Source organism: Comamonas sp. DB36 (genome assembly GCF_057914905.1).
The window spans coordinates 4,191,315-4,210,516 of record NZ_CP196631.1; the positions used below are offsets into that span (position 1 = coordinate 4,191,315).

General features: G+C 62.5%; 26 protein-coding genes and 1 tRNA gene. 4 read left to right on the plus strand and 23 right to left on the minus strand.

Annotation, left to right across the window (positions count from 1 at the left end):
- The first annotated feature begins 57 nt into the window (after positions 1–57).
- Positions 58–1,068 (plus strand): formylglycine-generating enzyme family protein, encoded by a 1,011-nt coding sequence (locus tag ACSVDO_RS19580; protein WP_489594168.1) that lies wholly within the window; start codon positions 58–60, stop codon positions 1,066–1,068.
- 18 nt (positions 1,069–1,086) lie between these two features.
- Here the strand turns inward: ACSVDO_RS19580 and ACSVDO_RS19585 are convergent, their stop codons facing one another.
- The 20 genes from ACSVDO_RS19585 to ACSVDO_RS19680 form a co-directional block, all read right to left on the minus strand.
- Positions 1,087–2,343 carry an Hsp70 family protein gene (locus ACSVDO_RS19585; protein ID WP_489594169.1) on the minus strand — a complete coding sequence of 419 codons (1,257 nt, stop codon included), beginning with the start codon at positions 2,341–2,343 and terminating at the stop codon, positions 1,087–1,089.
- Between the two features lie 110 nt (positions 2,344–2,453).
- A tRNA-Met gene (locus tag ACSVDO_RS19590) sits at positions 2,454–2,530 on the minus strand.
- Between the two features lie 24 nt (positions 2,531–2,554).
- Positions 2,555–2,944 (minus strand): 50S ribosomal protein L17, encoded by a 390-nt coding sequence (gene rplQ / locus ACSVDO_RS19595; protein ID WP_332540008.1) that lies wholly within the window; start codon positions 2,942–2,944, stop codon positions 2,555–2,557.
- Between the two features lie 96 nt (positions 2,945–3,040).
- Positions 3,041–4,033 carry a DNA-directed RNA polymerase subunit alpha gene (locus ACSVDO_RS19600; RefSeq protein WP_159911552.1) on the minus strand — a complete coding sequence of 331 codons (993 nt, stop codon included), beginning with the start codon at positions 4,031–4,033 and terminating at the stop codon, positions 3,041–3,043.
- 112 nt (positions 4,034–4,145) lie between these two features.
- A complete protein-coding gene (gene rpsD, locus ACSVDO_RS19605; RefSeq protein WP_332538234.1) occupies positions 4,146–4,769 on the minus strand; it encodes a 30S ribosomal protein S4 in 624 nt (207 codons plus the stop codon).
- 89 nt (positions 4,770–4,858) lie between these two features.
- Positions 4,859–5,263: a 30S ribosomal protein S11 gene (gene rpsK, locus ACSVDO_RS19610; RefSeq protein ID WP_159911550.1), complete on the minus strand. Its 405-nt coding sequence runs from the start codon at positions 5,261–5,263 to the stop codon at positions 4,859–4,861.
- A gap of 18 nt (positions 5,264–5,281) precedes the next feature.
- On the minus strand, positions 5,282–5,647 hold the full coding sequence (rpsM, locus tag ACSVDO_RS19615; protein ID WP_159911549.1) for a 30S ribosomal protein S13: 366 nt from the start codon (positions 5,645–5,647) through the stop codon (positions 5,282–5,284).
- Between the two features lie 21 nt (positions 5,648–5,668).
- Positions 5,669–5,782 carry a 50S ribosomal protein L36 gene (gene rpmJ / locus ACSVDO_RS19620; protein ID WP_003050535.1) on the minus strand — a complete coding sequence of 38 codons (114 nt, stop codon included), beginning with the start codon at positions 5,780–5,782 and terminating at the stop codon, positions 5,669–5,671.
- A gap of 130 nt (positions 5,783–5,912) precedes the next feature.
- Positions 5,913–7,232, minus strand: coding sequence for a preprotein translocase subunit SecY (secY, locus tag ACSVDO_RS19625; protein WP_213299574.1), 1,320 nt, complete (start codon positions 7,230–7,232; stop codon positions 5,913–5,915).
- Between the two features lie 23 nt (positions 7,233–7,255).
- The gene (gene rplO / locus ACSVDO_RS19630) at positions 7,256–7,687 is read right to left on the minus strand and encodes a 50S ribosomal protein L15 (protein WP_159911547.1); all 432 of its coding nucleotides are present in this window, start codon (positions 7,685–7,687) and stop codon (positions 7,256–7,258) included.
- An 11-nt stretch (positions 7,688–7,698) separates the two neighbouring features.
- On the minus strand, positions 7,699–7,881 hold the full coding sequence (gene rpmD / locus ACSVDO_RS19635; protein WP_119558609.1) for a 50S ribosomal protein L30: 183 nt from the start codon (positions 7,879–7,881) through the stop codon (positions 7,699–7,701).
- A gap of 11 nt (positions 7,882–7,892) precedes the next feature.
- The gene (gene rpsE / locus ACSVDO_RS19640; RefSeq protein WP_119558610.1) at positions 7,893–8,411 is read right to left on the minus strand and encodes a 30S ribosomal protein S5; all 519 of its coding nucleotides are present in this window, start codon (positions 8,409–8,411) and stop codon (positions 7,893–7,895) included.
- Positions 8,412–8,426: 15 nt separating this feature from the next.
- Positions 8,427–8,792: a 50S ribosomal protein L18 gene (gene rplR, locus ACSVDO_RS19645; protein ID WP_332538235.1), complete on the minus strand. Its 366-nt coding sequence runs from the start codon at positions 8,790–8,792 to the stop codon at positions 8,427–8,429.
- Between the two features lie 11 nt (positions 8,793–8,803).
- Positions 8,804–9,337, minus strand: coding sequence for a 50S ribosomal protein L6 (rplF, locus tag ACSVDO_RS19650; RefSeq protein WP_159911545.1), 534 nt, complete (start codon positions 9,335–9,337; stop codon positions 8,804–8,806).
- Positions 9,338–9,363: 26 nt separating this feature from the next.
- A complete protein-coding gene (rpsH, locus tag ACSVDO_RS19655; RefSeq protein ID WP_159911544.1) occupies positions 9,364–9,759 on the minus strand; it encodes a 30S ribosomal protein S8 in 396 nt (131 codons plus the stop codon).
- Between the two features lie 20 nt (positions 9,760–9,779).
- On the minus strand, positions 9,780–10,085 hold the full coding sequence (gene rpsN, locus ACSVDO_RS19660) for a 30S ribosomal protein S14 (protein WP_159911543.1): 306 nt from the start codon (positions 10,083–10,085) through the stop codon (positions 9,780–9,782).
- 9 nt (positions 10,086–10,094) lie between these two features.
- Positions 10,095–10,634, minus strand: coding sequence for a 50S ribosomal protein L5 (gene rplE / locus ACSVDO_RS19665; RefSeq protein WP_159911542.1), 540 nt, complete (start codon positions 10,632–10,634; stop codon positions 10,095–10,097).
- Between the two features lie 10 nt (positions 10,635–10,644).
- On the minus strand, positions 10,645–10,965 hold the full coding sequence (gene rplX / locus ACSVDO_RS19670; protein WP_119558616.1) for a 50S ribosomal protein L24: 321 nt from the start codon (positions 10,963–10,965) through the stop codon (positions 10,645–10,647).
- A gap of 11 nt (positions 10,966–10,976) precedes the next feature.
- A complete protein-coding gene (gene rplN / locus ACSVDO_RS19675; RefSeq protein ID WP_119558617.1) occupies positions 10,977–11,345 on the minus strand; it encodes a 50S ribosomal protein L14 in 369 nt (122 codons plus the stop codon).
- 390 nt (positions 11,346–11,735) lie between these two features.
- Positions 11,736–13,346, minus strand: a complete 1,611-nt coding sequence (locus ACSVDO_RS19680; RefSeq protein ID WP_489594176.1) for a glycerol-3-phosphate dehydrogenase/oxidase — start codon at positions 13,344–13,346, stop codon at positions 11,736–11,738.
- Between the two features lie 221 nt (positions 13,347–13,567).
- Between ACSVDO_RS19680 and ACSVDO_RS19685 the strand changes: the two genes are divergently transcribed.
- Genes ACSVDO_RS19685 through proC form a run of 3 tightly spaced genes read left to right on the plus strand, consistent with a single transcriptional unit; the run spans position 13,568 to position 16,720 of the window.
- Complete coding sequence (locus ACSVDO_RS19685) at positions 13,568–14,335, plus strand: DeoR/GlpR family DNA-binding transcription regulator (protein ID WP_332538239.1); 768 nt, start codon at positions 13,568–13,570, stop codon at positions 14,333–14,335.
- 17 nt (positions 14,336–14,352) lie between these two features.
- Complete coding sequence (gene glpK / locus ACSVDO_RS19690) at positions 14,353–15,849, plus strand: glycerol kinase GlpK (protein ID WP_489596448.1); 1,497 nt, start codon at positions 14,353–14,355, stop codon at positions 15,847–15,849.
- Positions 15,850–15,889: 40 nt separating this feature from the next.
- Positions 15,890–16,720 (plus strand): pyrroline-5-carboxylate reductase, encoded by an 831-nt coding sequence (proC, locus tag ACSVDO_RS19695; protein ID WP_489594178.1) that lies wholly within the window; start codon positions 15,890–15,892, stop codon positions 16,718–16,720.
- Here the strand turns inward: proC and ACSVDO_RS19700 are convergent, their stop codons facing one another.
- The 3 genes from ACSVDO_RS19700 to ACSVDO_RS19710 all read right to left on the minus strand — a co-directional run bounded on the left by ACSVDO_RS19700 (position 16,721) and on the right by ACSVDO_RS19710 (position 19,121).
- Positions 16,721–17,071, minus strand: coding sequence for a hypothetical protein (locus ACSVDO_RS19700; RefSeq protein ID WP_332538243.1), 351 nt, complete (start codon positions 17,069–17,071; stop codon positions 16,721–16,723).
- Positions 17,072–17,108: 37 nt separating this feature from the next.
- The gene (gene ubiA / locus ACSVDO_RS19705; RefSeq protein ID WP_489594180.1) at positions 17,109–18,011 is read right to left on the minus strand and encodes a 4-hydroxybenzoate octaprenyltransferase; all 903 of its coding nucleotides are present in this window, start codon (positions 18,009–18,011) and stop codon (positions 17,109–17,111) included.
- A gap of 144 nt (positions 18,012–18,155) precedes the next feature.
- On the minus strand, positions 18,156–19,121 hold the full coding sequence (locus ACSVDO_RS19710; RefSeq protein ID WP_332538246.1) for a LysR substrate-binding domain-containing protein: 966 nt from the start codon (positions 19,119–19,121) through the stop codon (positions 18,156–18,158).
- Positions 19,122–19,202 lie beyond the last annotated feature (81 nt).

The window sequence follows — 19,202 nt, forward strand, 5'->3', positions numbered from 1 at the left end:
CGCCCGGCCCATCTACACTGCTGTCCAGGCCGCCATGGCCTCTTCGGGAGATGCAGCATGACCGATTTCGCGCCCGCCTTCGCCTGCGTTCTTGCGCTGCTGGCCAGCGCCGCCACGGCACAGCAGCCTGTTCCCGGGGACATCGCCGTATGGCGCAACTCGCTGGGCATGGCATTCGTGCGCATTCCCGCCGGCAGCTTTGCCATGGGCAGCGCCGAAGACCCCGAAGCGCTGGCGCGCGACTTTCCCCTGCTTGAACGCCAGCGCTTCGAGGCGCTCGCCGACGAAGCGCCGGTGCACGCGGTGCGCATCAGCCACGACTTCTACCTGGGCCAGCACGAAGTCACCGTGGGGCAGTTCCGCCGCTTCATCGAGGCCTCGGGCTACCGCCCCGAATCCGAAGCCGACGGCACAGGCGGCTATGGCTACAACCCGGCCTACGACCCCGCGAGCAGCGCGCGCGGCGACGCCTTCGAAGGCCGCGATCCGCGCTATTCCTGGCGCAATCCCGGCTTTGCCCAAGGTGATGACCACCCGGTCGTCAACGTCACCTGGAAAGACGCCCAGGCGCTGGCCGCATGGCTCAGTCGCAGCGAAGGCCATCAATACCGTCTGCCGACCGAAGCGCAATGGGAATACGCCTGCCGCGCGGGCACCCGTACCCGCTATCCGCACGGCGACGACCCGCAAGGGCTGGTGCGCACGGCCAACACCTTCGACCAGAGCGCGGCCGCGTTCTGGCCGCGCTGGCGCCAGCATGCGCTCGCCGGCAACGACGGCCATGCGTTCACCGCGCCTGTAGGCAGCCATGCGCCCAATGCCTTCGGCCTGCACGACATGCTGGGCAACGCCTGGGAATGGGTCGCAGACTGGCATGCATCGACCTACTACGCCGAGGCCCCGGCCAGCGATCCGCCAGGCCCGGCCGAAGGCAGCGTGCGCGTGCGCCGCGGCGGCTCATGGCATACATGGCCCCTGTATGCGCGCTGCGCCTACCGCAACTGGAACACGCCGCAGACCCGCTATACGCTGGTCGGCATACGCCTGGTGCGCGACATCAGGCCATGACAGGGCGCGCCGGCGCTGTCAGCCCTGCGTATAGGCCAGGCCCGAGGCAACGCCGCCAAACAGATCGCCTTCGACCTGCTCCGTCTGCGGAAATGCCGCGCGCAGCGCGCTGCGCAGAGGACGCAGCGCAGAGGAGCCGCCCGTGAGATAAATCGCATCGAGCTCCCGGGCCTGCACGCCCGCGCGACGCAGGCATTCCTGGGCGCAGGCGACCACGCGCGTCAGCGCAGGCTGCAGATGCAGGTCCAGCAGCTCGGGCGTGGCCTGAGCCTGCAGCTGGTTCTCGAGCCAGCCCAGGTCCAGGGTCTGGGCCGCGCCGCTTTGCGACACCGCGATCTTGCCCTGCTCCATAGTGTTGGCCAGGCGGTGGCCCAGGCGCTCTTCGAGCACCGTCATCAGCCGCGCATGCAGGCGCTCGTCCTGGTAGTCGGTGCGCAGGTTCTGCGCCTCGCGCACCGCCTTGGCGGTGTACAGCCACTGGATCAGATGCCAGGTCGACAGATCGAAGAACACGCGGCTGGGCACTTCGCGCCCGCTCTTGCCGTGGTGGCGCAGGCCCAGCAGCGGCTGCAGCAGTTCGAGATTGAGCCGCTGGTCGAAGTCGGTACCGCCGATGTGCACGCCCGTGGTCGCCAGCACGTCGACGCTGCGGTCCGGGTGCGCGATGCGCTCCGGCCCCAGGCGCACGACGGTGAAGTCGGAAGTACCACCGCCTATGTCGACCACCAGCACCACCGATTCACGGTCCAGGCGCTGCTCATAGTCGAGCGCCGCGGCAATCGGTTCGAGCTGGAACTGCACTTCGGCAAAGCCCGCGCGGTGCGCGGCTTCGCGCAGCGCGCCTTCGGCCAGCGCGTCGCGCTCGGGGTCGTCATCGACGAAATGCACCGGCCGGCCCAGCACCACGCGCTCGGGCATCTGGCCCAGCTCCTTCTGGGCGCGGTTGGCCAGATGGCGCAGAAACAGCGCAATGATGTCCTGGTAGCTCACCAGATTGCCGTGCACCACGGTCTTGTCCTGCAGCAGCGCGCTGCCCAGCAGGCTCTTGAGCGAGCGCATCAGCCGCCCCTCCTCGCCTTCGAGGTACTGGGCCATGGCGTCGCGGCCGTAATGGGTGCTCAGTTCCTCGGCGTGAAAAAACAGGGCCGTGGGCATGGCCAGCATCTCGCCTTCCAGAGGAATCAGGCGGGCCGGGTTGGCGCCGACACGCAGCGCCATCGCCGAGTTGGAGGTGCCGAAATCAATGCCGAGGGTGCTGGGAAACGAAGAAGTCATCAATCAGAGGGCCGCAGCGAAGTGCGCGCAGAGAAGGTGAACACCGGTTGCGGCCCGGCAGGCGGACCGCAAAAACAAAAACGCCCACTGAAAAGTGGGCGTTGAATGTTTGGTTGCGCGAGAAGGATTTGAACCTCCGACCTTTGGGTTATGAGCCCAACGAGCTACCAGACTGCTCCATCGCGCGGTATGTAGTTATTGTACAGCAGATTTAGGCTGCTGCGTCAGAAGTTTGCACTTCTTGGCTGCGTTCAACCAGCTCAACGTAGGCCATGGGGGCGTTGTCGCCCACGCGGAAGCCCATCTTCAGGATACGCGTGTAGCCGCCGGGACGGGCGTTGAACAGGGGACCCAGCACGTTGAACAGCTTGGTGACGCTGTCGCGGTCGCGCAGGCGGTCGAAAGCCAGGCGGCGGTTGGCGACGGTGTCGACCTTGGCCAGGGTGATCATGGGCTCGATCACGCGGCGCAGTTCCTTGGCCTTGGGGACGGTGGTCTTGATGGCTTCGTGCTCAATGAGCGAATTCATCATGTTCTGCAGCATCGCCAGGCGGTGCGAAGAAGTGCGGTTGAGTTTGCGGAGGCCGTGACCGTGGCGCATGGTGCTTTTTCCTTGATATTTAATTAAATCGGGCAGCCGTATCAGGTACTGCCCGAGGCACTTCCCACCCCAAAAAGGCGGGATGCAGATTATAGCTTAACGCTTGTCCAGGCCGGCTGGCGGCCAGTTTTCGAGCTTCATGCCCAGCGTCAGACCGCGGGAAGCCAGGACTTCCTTGATCTCGTTGAGCGACTTGCGACCCAGGTTGGGGGTCTTGAGCAGCTCGTTCTCGGTACGCTGAATCAGGTCGCCGATGTAGTAGATGTTTTCGGCCTTCAAGCAGTTGGCCGAACGCACCGTCAGTTCCAGCTCGTCCACAGGACGCAGCAGGATAGGATCGAAGCTGGCGTTGTTGCGCGGAGCTGCGCTGCCAGTGATGCCTTCCAGATCGCCGCCTTCGAGCTGTGCGAACACAGCCAGCTGCTCGACCAGGATCTTCGCCGAAGCGCGCACTGCGTCTTCCGCGGTGATGGCACCGTTGGTTTCGATTTCGACCACGAGCTTGTCCAGGTCGGTACGCTGTTCGACACGTGCGCTTTCGACCGTGTAGCTGACGCGCTTCACGGGAGAGAACGAAGCGTCGAGCACAATGCGGCCGATCGACTTGGTGGACTCATCGCCATAGCGACGCACATTGCCCGGCACATAGCCACGGCCCTTTTCGACCTTGATCTGCATGTCCAGCTTGCCGCCTTGCGACAGGTTGGCGATGACATGATCAGGGTTCACGATTTCGACATCGTGCGGGGTCTGGATATCACGTGCAGTGACAACGCCTTCGCCATCCTTGCGCAGGCTCAGCGTGACTTCGTCACGGTTGTGCAGCTTGAACACCACGCCCTTGAGGTTCAGCAGGATGTTGACCACATCTTCCTGAACGCCGTCGATCGAGGAGTACTCATGGAGCACGCCGGCAATCGTGACTTCCGTCGCTGCGTAACCCACCATGGACGAGAGCAGAACACGGCGCAGGGCATTGCCCAGCGTGTGGCCGTAACCACGCTCGAACGGCTCAAGTGCGACCTTGGCACGGTTGTGGCCAAGTTGTTCGACATTGATTGCCTTGGGTTTCAGCAAATTGGTTTGCATGCAGACTTCCTCTCAATACCCCCGGCTCGTTACACCGGTAAGGCTGGTGAAGCGCCTAAACCGCGATGCCTCGCGGTTTAGGGACGGTTTTAGCGAAAATTAGCCGGAAAAATCAACGCGAATACAATTCAACGATCAGGGATTCGTTGATGTCTGCGCCGAATTCGTCACGGTCAGGAGCCTTCTTGAAGGTTCCTTCAGCCTTGTCCAGGCTGACTTCCACCCAAGCGGGGAAGCCCACTTGCTGAGCCAGTTGCAGGGCTTCGACAATGCGAGCCTGCTTCTTGGACTTTTCGCGCACGGCAACCACGTCACCGACCTTGACCAGGTAGGAAGCGATGTTCACCGATTGACCGTTCACCGTGATCGCCTTGTGCGACACCAGCTGGCGGGCTTCTGCACGCGTGGAGCCGAAGCCCATGCGGTACACGACGTTGTCCAGACGGCTTTCCAGCAGCGTCAGCAGGTTTGCACCCGTGTTGCCCTTTTTGCCATCAGCAGCTTCGAAGTAGCGGCGGAATTGCTTTTCCAGAATGCCGTACATGCGCTTGACCTTCTGCTTTTCGCGCAGCTGCAGACCGTAGTCCGAAGTGCGTTGGCCAGAAGTGCGGCCATGCTGGCCAGGCTTCGTGTCGAACTTCGACTTGTCCGCGATCGAGCGACGTGCGCTCTTCAGGAACAGGTCGGTGCCTTCACGGCGGGAAAGTTTGGCCTTAGGGCCGATATAACGTGCCACGTGATCTTCCTTGTGTCATCTGCCGCAAAACAATTGCGGGAGCCACCTGCCTGGCATAGCCATGCAGGTGGCGGTGGGCTTATAAAAAATTAGATACGACGACGCTTTTGAGGGCGGCAGCCGTTGTGCGGCACAGGCGTCACGTCCGAGATGGAAGTGATGCGGATGCCCAGGGCACCCAGAGCGCGCACCGACGATTCGCGACCAGGACCGGGGCCCTTGATTTCGACGTCGACGTTCTTGATGCCTTGTTCAATCGCTGCACGACCAGCAACTTCGGAAGCCACTTGAGCTGCGAAAGGCGTCGACTTGCGCGAGCCCTTGAAGCCTTGGCCACCCGACGAAGCCCAAGACAATGCATTGCCCTGGCGGTCAGTGATGGTGATGATCGTGTTGTTGAACGACGCATGCACGTGAGCGATACCGTCAGAAATGTTCTTGCGAACCTTCTTGCGAACGCGCTGCGATGCGTTGTTTGCGGGAGATTTAGCCATAGTGATCTTTCAATCTCTTTATTTCTTCAAAGCCGCTGCACCCTTACGCGGACCCTTGCGAGTACGCGCATTTGTGCGAGTGCGCTGGCCGCGCATGGGCAGGCCACGGCGATGACGGAAACCGCGATAGCAACCGATGTCCATCAAACGCTTGATGTTCATCGTTGTTTCGCGACGCAGGTCACCTTCGATGGTGAACTGTGCAATCGCATCACGGATTTTTTCGAGATCGCCATCCGTCAGATCTTTGATCTTCTTGGAATATGCGATTTCGCATGCTTCGCAAATCTTGCGAGCGCGGGTACGACCGATACCATAAATAGCGGTCAGGCCGATTTCAGCATGCTGATGCGGCGGAATATTAATGCCAGCTATACGTGCCATATGCGTCCTCTATACTTTCAATCAACCCTGGCGCTGCTTATGGCGCTGGTCTGTGCAGATCACACGCACCACACCCTTGCGGCGGATGATCTTGCAGTTGCGGCAGATTTTCTTGACCGAAGCCGAAACTCTCATTTCATTCTCCTAAAACTTTGCATCCGTTCCGGCCATTCTGCGCGGAACTCGTGGCGTCCCTACGTGGGACAAATCTACTAACTCTGAGCTGGATGCTCCTGGCGTCGCCGGGAGCATCCATAACCTTTTCTCAAGTGCCCGGCGTAGCCTTGAAGTTCGCTTTTTTGAGGAGCGACTCGTACTGCTGCGACATCATGTAGTTCTGCACCTGTGCCATGAAGTCCATGGTCACCACCACAATGATCAGCAGTGATGTACCACCGAAGTAGAACGGAACGTTGTACTTCAGGATCATGAACTCGGGCAGCAGACAGACAAACGTGATGTAAACCGCGCCAGCCAAGGTCAGGCGAACCAGGATCTTGTCGATGTAGCGTGCCGTGTGCTCACCTGGGCGAATGCCCGGAATGAACGCACCGCTCTTCTTCAGATTGTCGGCTGTTTCCCGGCTGTTGAAGACCAGGGCCGTGTAGAAGAAGCAGAAGAAGATGATGGCCGCTGCATAAAACATCACATAGACCGGCTGACCTGGGGTCAGGGCACCTGCGATGTCACGCAACCAACGCATCGACTCTCCCGCGCTGAACCAGTTCACCACCGTGGCAGGCAACAAGATGATCGAGGAAGCGAAGATGGGAGGGATGACCCCGGCCATGTTCAGCTTCAATGGCAAGTGCGAGGACTGACCACCATAAACCTTGTTTCCTACTTGACGGCGTGCGTAGTTCACCAGGATCTTGCGCTGCCCCCGCTCGACGAACACGACGAAATACGTCACGCCAGCCACCACGAGAACAATGAAGATCGCAGCCAGAATGCTCATCGCGCCGGTGCGCACCAGTTCCAGCAATCCACCAATCGAGCTGGGCAAGCCTGCGGCAATACCAGCAAAGATAAGGATCGAGATACCGTTGCCCAGACCACGTTCAGTGATCTGTTCACCGAGCCACATCAGGAACATGGTGCCAGCGGTCAGGCTGACCACCGCCGTGAGGCGGAAGCCCATACCTGGGCTGAGCACCAGCCCTGCCGAGCTTTCCAGAGCCACTGCAATCCCAAGGGACTGAAAAATTGCCAAGGCCAAAGTGCCGTAGCGGGTGTACTGGGTGATCTTGCGACGACCCGATTCACCTTCTTTTTTCAGCTGTTCGAACGTCGGGACGACATAGGTCATCAGTTGCATGATGATCGATGCCGAGATGTACGGCATGATCCCCAGTGCGAACACCGTGAAGCGCGAAAGCGCTCCACCCGAGAACATATTGAACAGATTGAGAATGCCGCCCTGCTGGCCATTGAACAGCTGCTGCAGCTGCGCTGGGTCGATGCCCGGCACGGGGATATGCGCCCCGATACGGTATACGACCAGCGCAAGCAACAGAAAAACCAGCCGACGACGCAAATCGCCGAATTTTCCGGTTTTTGCAATTTGAGCTGCGCTAGTAGCCACGGATGTCTTCTTTCAGAACTTAATCAGGCCACGTTGCCACCGGCAGCTTCAATAGCTGCCTTGGCACCCGCTGTAGCAGCAATACCGTTCAGCTTGACAGCCTTGGTGATTGCGCCGCTCTTGATGACCTTCACGACTTTGGCGATTTCGCCGACCAGGCCAGCCTGCTTGAGGGCAGCCAGATCGACTTCGGCCAGACCGAGTTGCTCGAGAGCAGTCAGAGTCACTTCTGCATTGAACTTCAGCAGATGCGACTTGAAACCGCGCTTGGGCAAACGGCGTTGCAGAGGCATTTGACCGCCTTCGAAGCCTACCTTGTGGTAGCCGCCCGAACGCGATTTTTGACCCTTGTGGCCACGGCCGGCAGTCTTGCCCAGGCCGGAACCGATACCGCGACCAACGCGGCGCTTGGCGTGCTTGGAGCCGTCTGCAGGCTTGATGCTATTGAGTTCCATCATCAATCCTTTCAGAGGACCTTGACCAGATAGCTGATCTTGTTGATCATGCCACGGACTTCGGGAGTGTCTTGCAGCTCGCTGATGCTATTGAGCTTGCGCAGACCCAGGCCGCGAACGGTGGCGCGATGCGATTCCTTGGTGCCGATAGGGCTGCGCACCAGTTGAATCTTGACAGTTTGTTGCGTCGTCATGTGGACTCCAATCAGGCGAAGATGTCTTCGACCGACTTGCCGCGCTTCGATGCCACTTCCGAGGGGGTAGTGGAACGAGTCAGGGCGTCTAACGTGGCGCGAACCATGTTGTAAGGGTTGGAGGAACCATGGCTCTTGGCCACGATGTCCGTGATACCCAACACTTCGAACACGGCGCGCATCGGGCCGCCGGCGATGATGCCGGTACCCTTGGGAGCGGGAGCCATCATGACGGAAGCGGCACCGTGGTGACCGTTAACCATGTGATGGATCGTGCCGTTCTTCAGGGACACCTTGATCATGTTGCGGCGAGCTTCTTCCATCGCCTTTTGCACGGAAGCAGGCACTTCTTTCGACTTGCCCTTGCCCATGCCAACACGGCCGTCACCGTCGCCAACCACGGTCAGTGCAGCGAAGCCGAGGATACGACCGCCCTTCACAACCTTGGTGACGCGGTTGACCGCGATCATTTTTTCGCGCAGACCGTCGTCACGACCTTCGTCTTGCACTTTGGGGGAAAATTTAGCCATTTTTATCCGCTCCGCTTAGAACTGCAGGCCAGCTTCACGGGCTGCGTCGGCCAAAGCCTTGACGCGACCGTGGTAAGCGAAACCTGCGCGATCGAATGCAACCTTCTCGACACCGGCAGCCTTTGCCTTTTCAGCAATACGCTTGCCGATCAGGGTTGCCGCAGCAGTGTTGCCACCCTTGCCGGAGCCGCCGAGCGACGTGCGCACTTCGGCTTCTGCAGTGGAAGCACTGGCCAGCACCGTGGTGCCGTCGCCGGAAATCACGCTGGCGTAGATGTGGAGGTTCGTGCGGTTCACGCTCAAACGCGCCACGCCTTGCTGTGCAATGCGGATGCGGGTCTGACGTGCACGACGGAGACGCTGCTCTTTCTTGGTCAACATATTGCAGCTCCTTATTTCTTCTTGGTCTCTTTGATCGTGATCTTTTCGTCCGCATAGCGGATACCCTTGCCCTTGTAGGGCTCGGGAGGACGAACAGCACGGATCTCAGCGGCCAGTTGGCCCACGACCTGACGGTCAGCGCCCTTGATCACGATTTCGGTCGGGATCGGGGTAGCCACCGTAATGCCAGCGGGCATTTCGAAGTTCACGGGGTGCGAGAAACCGATGGCCAGGTTCAGCTTGGAACCCGAGGCAGCGGCCTTGAAGCCCACGCCTACCAGCGTCAGCTTCTTCTCGAAACCCTTGGTCACGCCGGTCACCATGTTGTTCACCAGCTGACGCTGGGTACCACTCATGGCGTTGGCTTCACGGGAGTCGTTGGCGGGCTCGAAAGAGAGCTTGCCGTCGGCATTGGTCACAGTGACCAGTGCGTTCTGGGCCAGCGACAGAGTGCCGCCAGTGCCCTTGACACTGATTTGTGCATCATTGATAGACACATCCACGCCAGCGGGGATGGTCACAGGCATTTTTGCTACGCGAGACATTTCAGTATTTCTCCTTCAATGTCACGTTAGGCCACATAGCAAAGCACTTCGCCACCGACACCGGTAGCACGCGCTTTACGATCGGTCATCACGCCTTGGGGGGTGGTAACGATTGCCACGCCCAAGCCATTCATGACTTGTGGAATTGCATCACGGCCCTTGTACACGCGCAGGCCGGGACGGCTCACGCGCTCGATGCGCTCGATCACGGGGCGACCCGCGTAGTACTTCAGGGTGATTTCGAGTTCAGCCTTGCCGTCTTCGGTTTTCACTTGGAAACCGTCGATATAGCCTTCATCTTTCAGCACCTGTGCGATGGCGATCTTCACTTTGGAAGAAGGAGCCGTCACGGTGGTCTTGGCGACCATTTGTGCATTGCGGATGCGGGTCAGCAAGTCAGCGATGGGATCACTCATGCTCATGTTTAATCTCTCCTGCTTGCTTACCAGCTGGCCTTGGTGACACCGGGGATGTCGCCTGCGAAAGCCAGTTCACGGATCTTTGCGCGTGCCAGACCAAATTGGCGGAACGTGCCACGTGGGCGACCGGTGATTGCGCAGCGGTTACGTTGACGTGTAGGGTTGGCGTTGCGTGGGAGCTTTTGCAGGCCCAGGCGGGCTGCATCACGCTCTTCGTCGCTACGCTTTGCGTCGCCGGCGATGGCCTTCAGCTCGGTGTACTTGACAGCGTACTTGGCTGCCAGCTTTTCGCGCTTCAGTTCGCGCTGGATCAATGCTACTTTTGCCATACGCTTGCCTCAGTTCTTGAACGGGAAGCGGAAAGCGGCGAGCAGTGCCTTGCACTCTTCGTCGTTCTTCGCAGTCGTGGTGATGCTGATATTGAGACCGCGCAGTGCGTCGACCTTGTCGTACTCAATTTCAGGGAAGATGATCTGTTCTTTGACGCCAACGTTGTAGTTGCCGCGACCATCGAACGAACGGCCCGAGATACCACGGAAGTCACGCACGCGGGGCAGAGCCACGGTGACGAAACGGTCCAGGAATTCGTACATCTGAACGCCACGCAGGGTCACCATGCAGCCAATTGCCTGGCCTTCACGGATCTTGAAACCGGCGATAGCCTTCTTGGCCTTGGTCACCACGGGCTTTTGACCAGCAATCTTGGTCAGGTCAGCCACAGCGTTGTCCATCACCTTCTTGTCGGCCACGGCTTCGCTCACACCCATGTTCAGGGTGATCTTGGTCAGACGGGGCACTTCCATAGTGGAGGTGTAGCCAAACTTCTCTTTGAGTTCAGCCGCGATTTTTTCGCGATAGAGTTTTTGCAGTCGTGCCATGTTTTACCCCTTAGGCCGCCTTGATTTCAGCGCCGCTGGACTTGTACACGCGAACGCGCTTGCCGTCTGCGCTGAGCTTGATGCCCACGCGGTCGGCCTTGCCAGTAGCTGCATTGAAAATAGCCACGTTGGATTGGTGGATAGGCATAGCCTTTTCCACGATACCGCCGGTGGTGCCCTTCATGGGGTTTGGCTTGACGTGCTTCTTCACGAGGTTGATGCCATCGATCAACACGTAAGAATCGTCCTTGCGCAGCGCCACGACGCCTTGCTTGCCCTTGTCACGGCCAGTCAGCACGATGACTTGGTCGCCCTTGCGAATCTTGTTCATTGCACTTTCCTTTAGAGAACTTCAGGTGCCAGGGACACGATCTTCATGAACTTTTCGGTACGCAATTCACGCGTCACGGGTCCGAAGATGCGAGTGCCGATGGGCTCAAGCTTGGCGTTGAGCAGAACTGCTGCATTGCCGTCAAATTTAACGAGCGAACCGTCAGCGCGGCGAATACCCTTCGCCGTGCGCACGACCACTGCACTGTAAACCTCGCCTTTTTTGACGCGGCCACGTGGAGCAGCTTCTTTAACGCTCACCTTGATGATGTCGCCAACACTTGCATAGCGACGCTTCGAACCACCCAGCACCTTGATGCACAGGACGGACTTAGCGCCGGTGTTGTCGGCAACCTCTAACCGAGATTCTGTTTGGATCATTTCAATATTCCCAACTTGCACCAGCTTGGACAGCCCCAGAGTACTTCTCAAGGGCTGCGACCAGCCAGTCAGTCTTGGGCCCGTCGTCCACGTCGCAAACCATTTTGCAACGCTTCCCGCTGGGCAGAAACCTCACGCATTAAACGTGAAGCATTCGATTCTCGCAGAATTTCCTTTGCACGTCAACCGCTTAGCCCGTTTTGCCGGCCCAAAGCTGCGGGGCGGCGCGGTCCTGTGCGGCGCAATTGCAACAGAGGCCGGCGGCGACCTCTGCGGACTGCGAAAACGCTATGAAATCAGTAGCTTGCAAGGCTTATGCAGCCTTGCAGACCGGTTCCATAAAGTGAGCACCCCTGTTCCCTTGAATCCGGGACGCTCTCATTTTTGACATCACTGGCCCTGTGGCAAATATTGGCGCGCCAGCGACTGGAAGGCGGTCAATCCCGCGTCGCGCCCCAGCTCCTCCTCGATCAGCGCCGCGACGCGCGGCGCGATCGCCACGGCACGCTGGGCATCGAGGAACAGCAGGCGGCTGCGGCGCGCGAGCACGTCTTCGACCGTGCGCGCATATTCGTGGCGCACCGCAAAGCGCACCATGGCTTCGCTCAGGCCGTCGACCAGCCAGACGTCGGCGCCGGGCAGTGCCGCGACGGCCGCGGCTTCCGTGCCATACGAGTGCAGACCCTGGGGCGCATTCATGCCCTTGAGCCCCGGGTTTACGGCCGGCGTTCCGCCGGCCGGGGCACCGACCAGCGGCAGGTTCACCGTCACGCCGCCGGCGCGCTCGGGCAGCTGGCCGGTCGCAAAGCACTCGCGCAGCACGTCCTCGGCCATCGCACGGTAGGTGGTCCACTTGCCGCCGGTCACGGTGACCAGGCCCGAGCGGCTGCTCATCACCGTGTGCTCGCGGCTGATCTTCTTGGTGTTCTCGCCGTCGTCGTCCTGGGGCTTGACCAGCGGACGCAGGCCGACCCAGACGCTGCGCACATCGTTGCGCGTGGGCTGGCGCACCAGGTACTTGCCGGCCTCCGACAGGATGAAGTCGACTTCCTCGGGGAAAGGCAGGGGCTCGCGCGCCAGATCGTTGCGCGGCGTGTCGGTCGTGCCCAGGATCACCTTGCCCAGCCATGGCACGGCAAACAGCACGCGGCCGTCGGCGGTCTTGGGAATCAGCAGCGCGTGGTCGGTGGGCAGGAACTCGCGGTCCACGACCACGTGCACGCCCTGGCTGGGAGCGACCATGGGCTTGACTTCGCGGCCCAGCGCCTTGCCGTCGAGCTGGCGGAACAGATCGACCCAGGGACCGGTGGCATTCACCACGCACTTGGCGTGTACGCGATAGACCGTGCCGGTCTCGGAGTCCTCGCAGACCACGCCCGTGACCTTGCCGTCTTCGTGCAGCAGCTCCTTGGCCGGGCAGTAATTGACCAGCAGCGCGCCCTTGGCCGCGGCGGTACGCGCCAATGCGAGCGCCAGACGCGCATCATCGAACTGGCCGTCCCAGTATTTGACGCCGCCCTTGAGGCCCTGGGTGCGCGCCGTGGGCAGCAGCGAGACGGTCTTGTCGCGGCTCAGGAATTCGGTGGCGCCCAGGCCGGCCTTGCCGGCCAGCGCGTCATACATCTTCAGACCCGCGCCATAGAATGGCGTGTCGAGCAGGCGGTACGAGGGCATGACGAAGGCCAGGCGCTGCGCGAGGTGGGGCGCGTTGCGCAACAGCGTCGTGCGTTCGTGCAGGGCTTCGCGCACCAGCGCGATATTGCCCTGCGCCAGATAGCGCACGCCGCCGTGCACCAGCTTAGTGGCGCGCGACGATGTGCCTTTGGCAAAATCATGCGACTCGAGCAGCACCACCTTGAAGCCCCGCGCCACCGCGTCCAGCGCCACGCCCAGGCCGGTGGCACCGCCGCCTATGACCGCCAGGTCGTAGACGCAAGGCTCGGCCAACCGCGCGAGCAAGGCGGCGCGGTCCGTGTCCAGGGGGAGCGAAGTAGTTGTCATAAGCGGGCTTAGCAGCGTGATTGGGTGAAAATCGGGCAACGCAGACCGCAGGCGCTGCAGCCTCCATCACGATAAGGCAGCAGCGGGAACAATGTGCGTCACAATCAATGGCGTAATTTTCGCTCTTTTTGTTTCGTTTTTGTGAAAAAGATGTTCACATGAGCGCGTTTTGATTCGAAATTAGTTTTTACCCTACAGCCAAATTCGCACCAGGAAGAAGCGTGAACCACTCCAACCCCCGCCAACTCCAGTTGCTCGATGCCGTGCGCCAGCAGCAGTCCGCCACGGTGGAGCAACTGGCCGTCAATCTCGGCGTGACGCTGCAGACCGTGCGCCGCGACGTGCAAAAGCTCGCCGACGCGGGCCTGCTGGTGCGCTTTCACGGCGGCGTGCGCGTGCCCAGCGCCACGGTAGAAAATCTGGCCCACCCCCAGCGCCAGGGACTGCATGCCGACGGCAAGGCGCGCATCGCGCGCGCCGTCGCCCAGGCCGTGCCCAACGGCTGCTCGCTGATTCTCAACATCGGCACCACCACCGAAGCCATCGCCCAGGCGCTGCTGCAGCACCGCGGCCTGCGCGTGATCACCAACAACCTCAACGTCGCCGCCATCCTGAGCAGCAACACCGACTGCGAAGTGATTGTCGCCGGTGGCGTGGTGCGCTCGCGCGACCGCGGCATCGTCGGCGAGGCGGCGGTGGATTTCATCCGCCAGTTCAAGGTCGACATCGCGCTGATAGGCATCTCGGCGATCGAGGCCGATGGCTCGCTGCGCGATTTCGATCTGCGCGAAGTCAAGGTCGCCCAGACCATCATCGCCCAGTCGCGCGAAGTCTGGCTCGCCGCCGACCACAGCAAGTTCGAGCGCCAGGCCATGGTGCAGCTCGCCACGCTGGCCCAGATCAACCGCCTGTTCACCGACGCCCCGCCGCCGCCGGCCATCGTCCCGCTGCTCGCCGAAGCCGGCGTGCAATGCACCGTCGCCGCCTGACCCCCTCCTCTCCCGATATGACCTACCTGCTCGCCCTAGACCAAGGCACTTCCAGTTCCCGCAGCATTCTTTTCGACGCCCAGGGCCGCATCGTCGCCCAGGCCCAGCTCGAACTGCCGCAAATCTATCCGCGTCCGGGCTGGGTCGAGCATGACCCGCAGGAAATCTGGCGCACCCAACTGAGCACGGCGCGCGCCGCGCTGGCCCAGGCGGGCATTGCGGCCAGCCAGGTGCGCGCGCTGGGCATCACCAACCAGCGCGAGACCACCGTGGTCTGGAACCGCCAGACCGGCCAGCCCATACACCATGCGATCGTCTGGCAGGACCGACGCGCCGAGCCCGCGTGCGCCCAGCTGCGCGAAAACGGCCATGCCGACAGCATCCAGCAAAAGACCGGGCTGCGCATAGACGCCTATTTCTCGGCGACCAAGCTGCAGTGGCTGCTCGACGAAGTGCCGGGCGCGCGCGCCGCAGCCGAGCGCGGCGAGCTTGCCTTCGGCACCATAGACAGCTGGCTGATCTGGCAGCTGACGCAAGGCAAGCGCCATGTGACCGACGTCAGCAATGCATCGCGCACCATGCTGTTCAATGTGCACCGCAACCAATGGGACGACGAGCTGCTGGCGCTGCTGCGCATTCCAAAGTCGCTGATGCCTGAAGTGCTGCCCTCCTCCAGCGACTTCGGCCAGACCGCGACCGATGTGCTGGGCGCGGCGATTGCGATCGGCGGCGTCGCCGGCGACCAGCAAAGCGCGCTGTTCGGCCAGGCCTGCTTCAAGGCCGGAATGGCCAAGAACACCTACGGCACGGGCTGCTTCATGCTGATGCATACCGGCGCGAACTTCCAGACTTCGCACAACGGCCTGCTCACCACCAGCGCCGCGCAGACCAGCGCCACGCGCGCGTTTGCGCTCGAAGGCAGCGTGTTCATCGGCGGCGCCGTGGTGCAGTGGCTGCGCGACGGCCTGCAGGCCATAGAGCACAGCGGCCAGGTGCAGTCGCTGGCCGAAAGCGTGCCCGATTCGGGCGGCGTGATGCTGGTGCCGGCCTTCACGGGACTGGGCGCACCCTATTGGAAGCCCGATGCGCGCGGCACGATCACCGGTCTGACGCGCGGCAGCTCGCTGGCGCATATCGCGCGCGCTGCGCTCGAATCGATTGCCTACCAGAGCGCGGCGCTGCTGCTGGCGATGAGCCGCGACGCGGTGGAGAGCGGCGGCGCGCCCGTGAGCGAGCTGCGCGTCGACGGCGGCGCCTGCGTCAACAACCTGCTGATGCAGTTCCAGGCCGACCTGCTGGGCATTCCCGTGGTGCGTCCGGCCGTGGTCGAGACCACGGCGCTGGGCGCGGCCTATCTTGCAGGCCTGTCGGCGGGCGTCTATCAAAGCACCGACGAACTGACCGAACTGTGGGTCGCCGAACGCCGCTTCATGCCCACTCTGCCCCCGTCGCGCGCCCAGGAACTGATGGCGCGCTGGGAACATGCGGTCGCCCAAGCCTCGCTGCCTGCCTGAGCCCCCACGCCCCTACCCCTTCTTTCTGTACTGCAAGCCCATGAGCAACACCTCTCCCCTGTCTACCACCATTGCCTTCATCGGCGGCGGCAACATGGCCAGCGCCATCATCGGCGGCCTGCTGCGCCAGGGCCTTGCCGCCGACCAGATCGAAGTCGTCGAGCCGTTCGAAGCCGCGCGCGCGGCGCTCAAGGAGCAGTTCGGCATCAATGCCCGGGCCGAAGCCAGCGACGCGCTGGCGCGCGCGCAGTTGGTGGTCTGGGCCGTCAAGCCCCAGACATTCAAGGACGCAGCCGCGGCCGCCGCACCGCATACCGCCCAGGCCCTGCACCTGAGCGTGGCCGCGGGCATTCCCACGGCCAGCATTGCGCAGTGGCTGGGCAGCGAGCGCATCGTGCGCGCCATGCCCAACACGCCGGCGCTGATCGGCCAGGGCATCACGGGCCTGTTCGCGCGCCCGGCCGTGGACGCCGCGGGCAAGGAGCTGGTCGAGCAGGTCGTGGCCAGCACGGGCAAGCACCTGTGGGTCGAGCAGGAAGATCAGCTCGACGCGGTCACGGCACTGTCGGGCTCGGGCCCGGCCTATGTGTTTCTGTTCCTCGAAGCCATGACCCAGGCCGGCGTCGAGATGGGCCTGGGCGCGCACCAGTCGTACCAGCTCGCGGTGGCAACCTTCCAGGGCGCGTCGGAACTTGCCGCGCGCTCGAGCGAGCCGGTGGAAGTGCTGCGCCAGCGCGTGACCAGCAAGGGCGGCACGACCCATGCGGCCGTGACGCACATGCAGGAAGCCGGCGTGCCCGCGCAATTCATTGCCGCGATGCGCGCCGCCGAGCAGCGCGCCAAGGAACTCGCGCGGGAATTCGGCAACTGATCAGGCCGCGCCCGGCGCTGCCTGCGCTGGCGGCAGGGGGCGACGCAGCAGTTCCACGCCCATTTCTCGCGCCAGGCCGTCGACTTCGCGCTCGCTGAACTCGCGCACGCGCGCCAGCAGCGCGGCCGCGCCATCGGCCATGGCCAGCGCATCGGGCGCATTGCCTTGCGCTGCTTCCAGCAGACACTGCCCATCGGGGCCCGCCAGGGTCAGCCCCTGGCCATCGCGCTGCACCAGCGCGGCCTGCAGCAGTTGCAGGCGTCCGGCGGCCGAAGCCGCCCGGAGTTCGGCCAGCGCCCGGCTGGCGCGGTCGGCGGCGGCAAAACGCATGACGATCAGGTTCTGGCCCATGGCGAGTCCTTTCAAGTGCCGACATGCGGCAGGCCGGTCAACGCAAAGCAAACCCCAGCGCCACGCCCGCGAACAGCGCGGCCCCTATCCAGTGGCTCTTGCTGAAAGCCACGAAACAGCCGGCGCGCGTGCGCTCGCGTATCAGCGTGAAATGCCAGAGGATCTGCGCGGCCGCCGCACCCATGCCCAGCGCAAACGGCCAGCCCAGGCCGTAGGGCAGCAGCGCCCAGAGCGTGAGCAGCCAGCTGAGCGCAAAGAAAACCATGATGCCGGTCACGTCCCAGCGACCCAGCGTGATCGCCGAAGTCTTCATGCCGATCTTGAGGTCATCGTCGCGATCGACCATGGCGTATTCGGTGTCGTAGGCCAGCACCAGGAACATGTTGGCCAGCCACAGCATCCAGCCGGTCGCGGTGACCGTGCCCAGCACGGCGGCAAACGCAATGACGATGCCGAAATTGAATGCAATGCCCAGGAAAGCCTGGGGCATGGAGAAGAAACGCTTGGTGAACGGGTAGAGGATGGTGAACAGCACCGCGGGCACCGACCAGGCAACGGCTTCCCAGCGCGTGGTCAGCACCAGGCCCAGCGCGACCAGCGCCAGCACCGCGCCCACCACCACGGCCTCCTTGACCGAGACCTGGCCCGACGTGATGGGGCGCTGCGTGGTGCGCTTCACATGCCTGTCGAAATCGCGGTCGGCGATGTCGTTGATGCAGCAGCCCGCGCTGCGCATCAGCACCGTGCCCAGCACGAACACCAGCAGCAGATGCCAGCCCGGAAATCCTTCGGCGGCAACCCACAGCGCGGCGAGTGTGGGCCAGACCAGCACCAGCCAGCCCGCAGGGCGGTTCCAGCGTATCAGGTCGAGATACAGCGCCAGCCGCGAGCGCGGGGATGCTGGCGGTGGCGTGGAGGAGGAGGAAGCAGCGTGTGACATGGGATCCGGTGGGAAACAGGGGTACCGGTCACAATGTAGCGCAGAGCCGGCCGCGGGAAAAGCCATGCCGCAAGCGCCCCCGTAGGTCGAAGAAGATGAACGGGGCCAGCGCCTGCCCCGTCCTCGCGGCCATGGCCGCAGGCTTCAGGAGAGCCGTTCGACGCCGGGCAGGTTGCAGGCGTAGACCGCGTTGCGCAGCGCGGCAATCGCTTCGTAGCGCGTGAAGCTGCGGCGCCAGACCAGCACCACGCGGCGGCTGGGCGTGACCAGGCCGTCTTCGGTACGGATAGGCAGGTAGCGGATATGCGGTTCGTCGTTCTTGCGGCGGCGCACCGGAGCTTCGAGCGCATCGCGCGGCACCGACAGGCGCGGCACCAGGGTCACGCCCATGCCGGCGGCAACCATGTGCTTGATGGTTTCCAGCGACGAGCCTTCGAACGTGCGGCGAATGCCTTCGGCATTGCTCGCATAGCGCGCGAACTCGGGGCAGACTTCCAGCACATGGTCGCGGAAGCAATGGCCCGACCCCAGCAGCAGCATGGTTTCGTTCTTCAGCTCGATGGTCGACACCGAATCCTGCTGGGCCAGCGGATGGTTGCTGGGCACGGCGGCCATGAAGGGCTCGTCGTACAGCGGCGCGGTTGCGAGACCGGTATCGGGGAAGGGCTCGGCCACGATGGCGCAGTCGATTTCACCGGTGCGCAGCATTTCGAGCAGCTTGACGGTGAAGTTTTCCTGCAGCATCAGCGGCATCTGCGGCGTGCGCTGGATCGCGTGGCGCACCAGCTCGGGCAGCAGATAGGGGCCGATGGTATAGATCACGCCCAGCGTCAGGGCTCCGGCCAGCGGGTCCTTACCGCGCTTGGCGATTTCCTTGATGGCAGCCGCCTGCTCGAGCACGCTTTGCGCCTGGCGCACGATTTCCTCGCCCAGCGGCGTCACCGACACCTCACCTGCGCTGCGCTCGAAAAGCTTGACGTCAAGCTCTTCCTCGAGCTTCTTGATGGCGACCGACAGCGTAGGCTGCGACACGTAGCATGCTTCTGCAGCATGTCCAAAATGCTTCTCGCGGGCCACCGCAACGATGTACTTTAGTTCAGTGAGGGTCATGTAGTGGGGTCCTGGGCCATGCGGAACGCCTATTGTCGCGGCACTTTGGCATCAGTGCCGATATCGACGTTGCCAAGTCTG

Bases quoted from the DNA above. Each gene is read 5' to 3' on its own strand.
- ACSVDO_RS19580 (WP_489594168.1), top strand. From the start codon at position 58: ATGACCGATTTCGCGCCCGCCTTCGCCTGCGTTCTTGCGCTGCTGGCC.
- ACSVDO_RS19585 (WP_489594169.1), bottom strand. From the start codon at position 2,343: ATGACTTCTTCGTTTCCCAGCACCCTCGGCATTGATTTCGGCACCTCC.
- rplQ (WP_332540008.1), bottom strand. From the start codon at position 2,944: ATGCGCCACGGTCACGGCCTCCGCAAACTCAACCGCACTTCTTCGCAC.
- ACSVDO_RS19600 (WP_159911552.1), bottom strand. From the start codon at position 4,033: ATGCAAACCAATTTGCTGAAACCCAAGGCAATCAATGTCGAACAACTT.
- rpsK (WP_159911550.1), bottom strand. From the start codon at position 5,263: ATGGCTAAATCTCCCGCAAACAACGCATCGCAGCGCGTTCGCAAGAAG.
- rpsM (WP_159911549.1), bottom strand. From the start codon at position 5,647: ATGGCACGTATAGCTGGCATTAATATTCCGCCGCATCAGCATGCTGAA.
- rpmJ (WP_003050535.1), bottom strand. From the start codon at position 5,782: ATGAGAGTTTCGGCTTCGGTCAAGAAAATCTGCCGCAACTGCAAGATC.
- rplO (WP_159911547.1), bottom strand. From the start codon at position 7,687: ATGGAACTCAATAGCATCAAGCCTGCAGACGGCTCCAAGCACGCCAAG.
- rpmD (WP_119558609.1), bottom strand. From the start codon at position 7,881: ATGACGACGCAACAAACTGTCAAGATTCAACTGGTGCGCAGCCCTATC.
- rpsE (WP_119558610.1), bottom strand. From the start codon at position 8,411: ATGGCTAAATTTTCCCCCAAAGTGCAAGACGAAGGTCGTGACGACGGT.
- rplR (WP_332538235.1), bottom strand. From the start codon at position 8,792: ATGTTGACCAAGAAAGAGCAGCGTCTCCGTCGTGCACGTCAGACCCGC.
- rplF (WP_159911545.1), bottom strand. From the start codon at position 9,337: ATGTCTCGCGTAGCAAAAATGCCTGTGACCATCCCCGCTGGCGTGGAT.
- rpsH (WP_159911544.1), bottom strand. From the start codon at position 9,759: ATGAGCATGAGTGATCCCATCGCTGACTTGCTGACCCGCATCCGCAAT.
- rpsN (WP_159911543.1), bottom strand. From the start codon at position 10,085: ATGGCAAAAGTAGCATTGATCCAGCGCGAACTGAAGCGCGAAAAGCTG.
- rplE (WP_159911542.1), bottom strand. From the start codon at position 10,634: ATGGCACGACTGCAAAAACTCTATCGCGAAAAAATCGCGGCTGAACTC.
- rplX (WP_119558616.1), bottom strand. From the start codon at position 10,965: ATGAACAAGATTCGCAAGGGCGACCAAGTCATCGTGCTGACTGGCCGT.
- rplN (WP_119558617.1), bottom strand. From the start codon at position 11,345: ATGATCCAAACAGAATCTCGGTTAGAGGTTGCCGACAACACCGGCGCT.
- ACSVDO_RS19680 (WP_489594176.1), bottom strand. From the start codon at position 13,346: ATGACAACTACTTCGCTCCCCCTGGACACGGACCGCGCCGCCTTGCTC.
- glpK (WP_489596448.1), top strand. From the start codon at position 14,353: ATGACCTACCTGCTCGCCCTAGACCAAGGCACTTCCAGTTCCCGCAGC.
- proC (WP_489594178.1), top strand. From the start codon at position 15,890: ATGAGCAACACCTCTCCCCTGTCTACCACCATTGCCTTCATCGGCGGC.
- ACSVDO_RS19700 (WP_332538243.1), bottom strand. From the start codon at position 17,071: ATGGGCCAGAACCTGATCGTCATGCGTTTTGCCGCCGCCGACCGCGCC.
- ubiA (WP_489594180.1), bottom strand. From the start codon at position 18,011: ATGTCACACGCTGCTTCCTCCTCCTCCACGCCACCGCCAGCATCCCCG.
- ACSVDO_RS19710 (WP_332538246.1), bottom strand. From the start codon at position 19,121: ATGACCCTCACTGAACTAAAGTACATCGTTGCGGTGGCCCGCGAGAAG.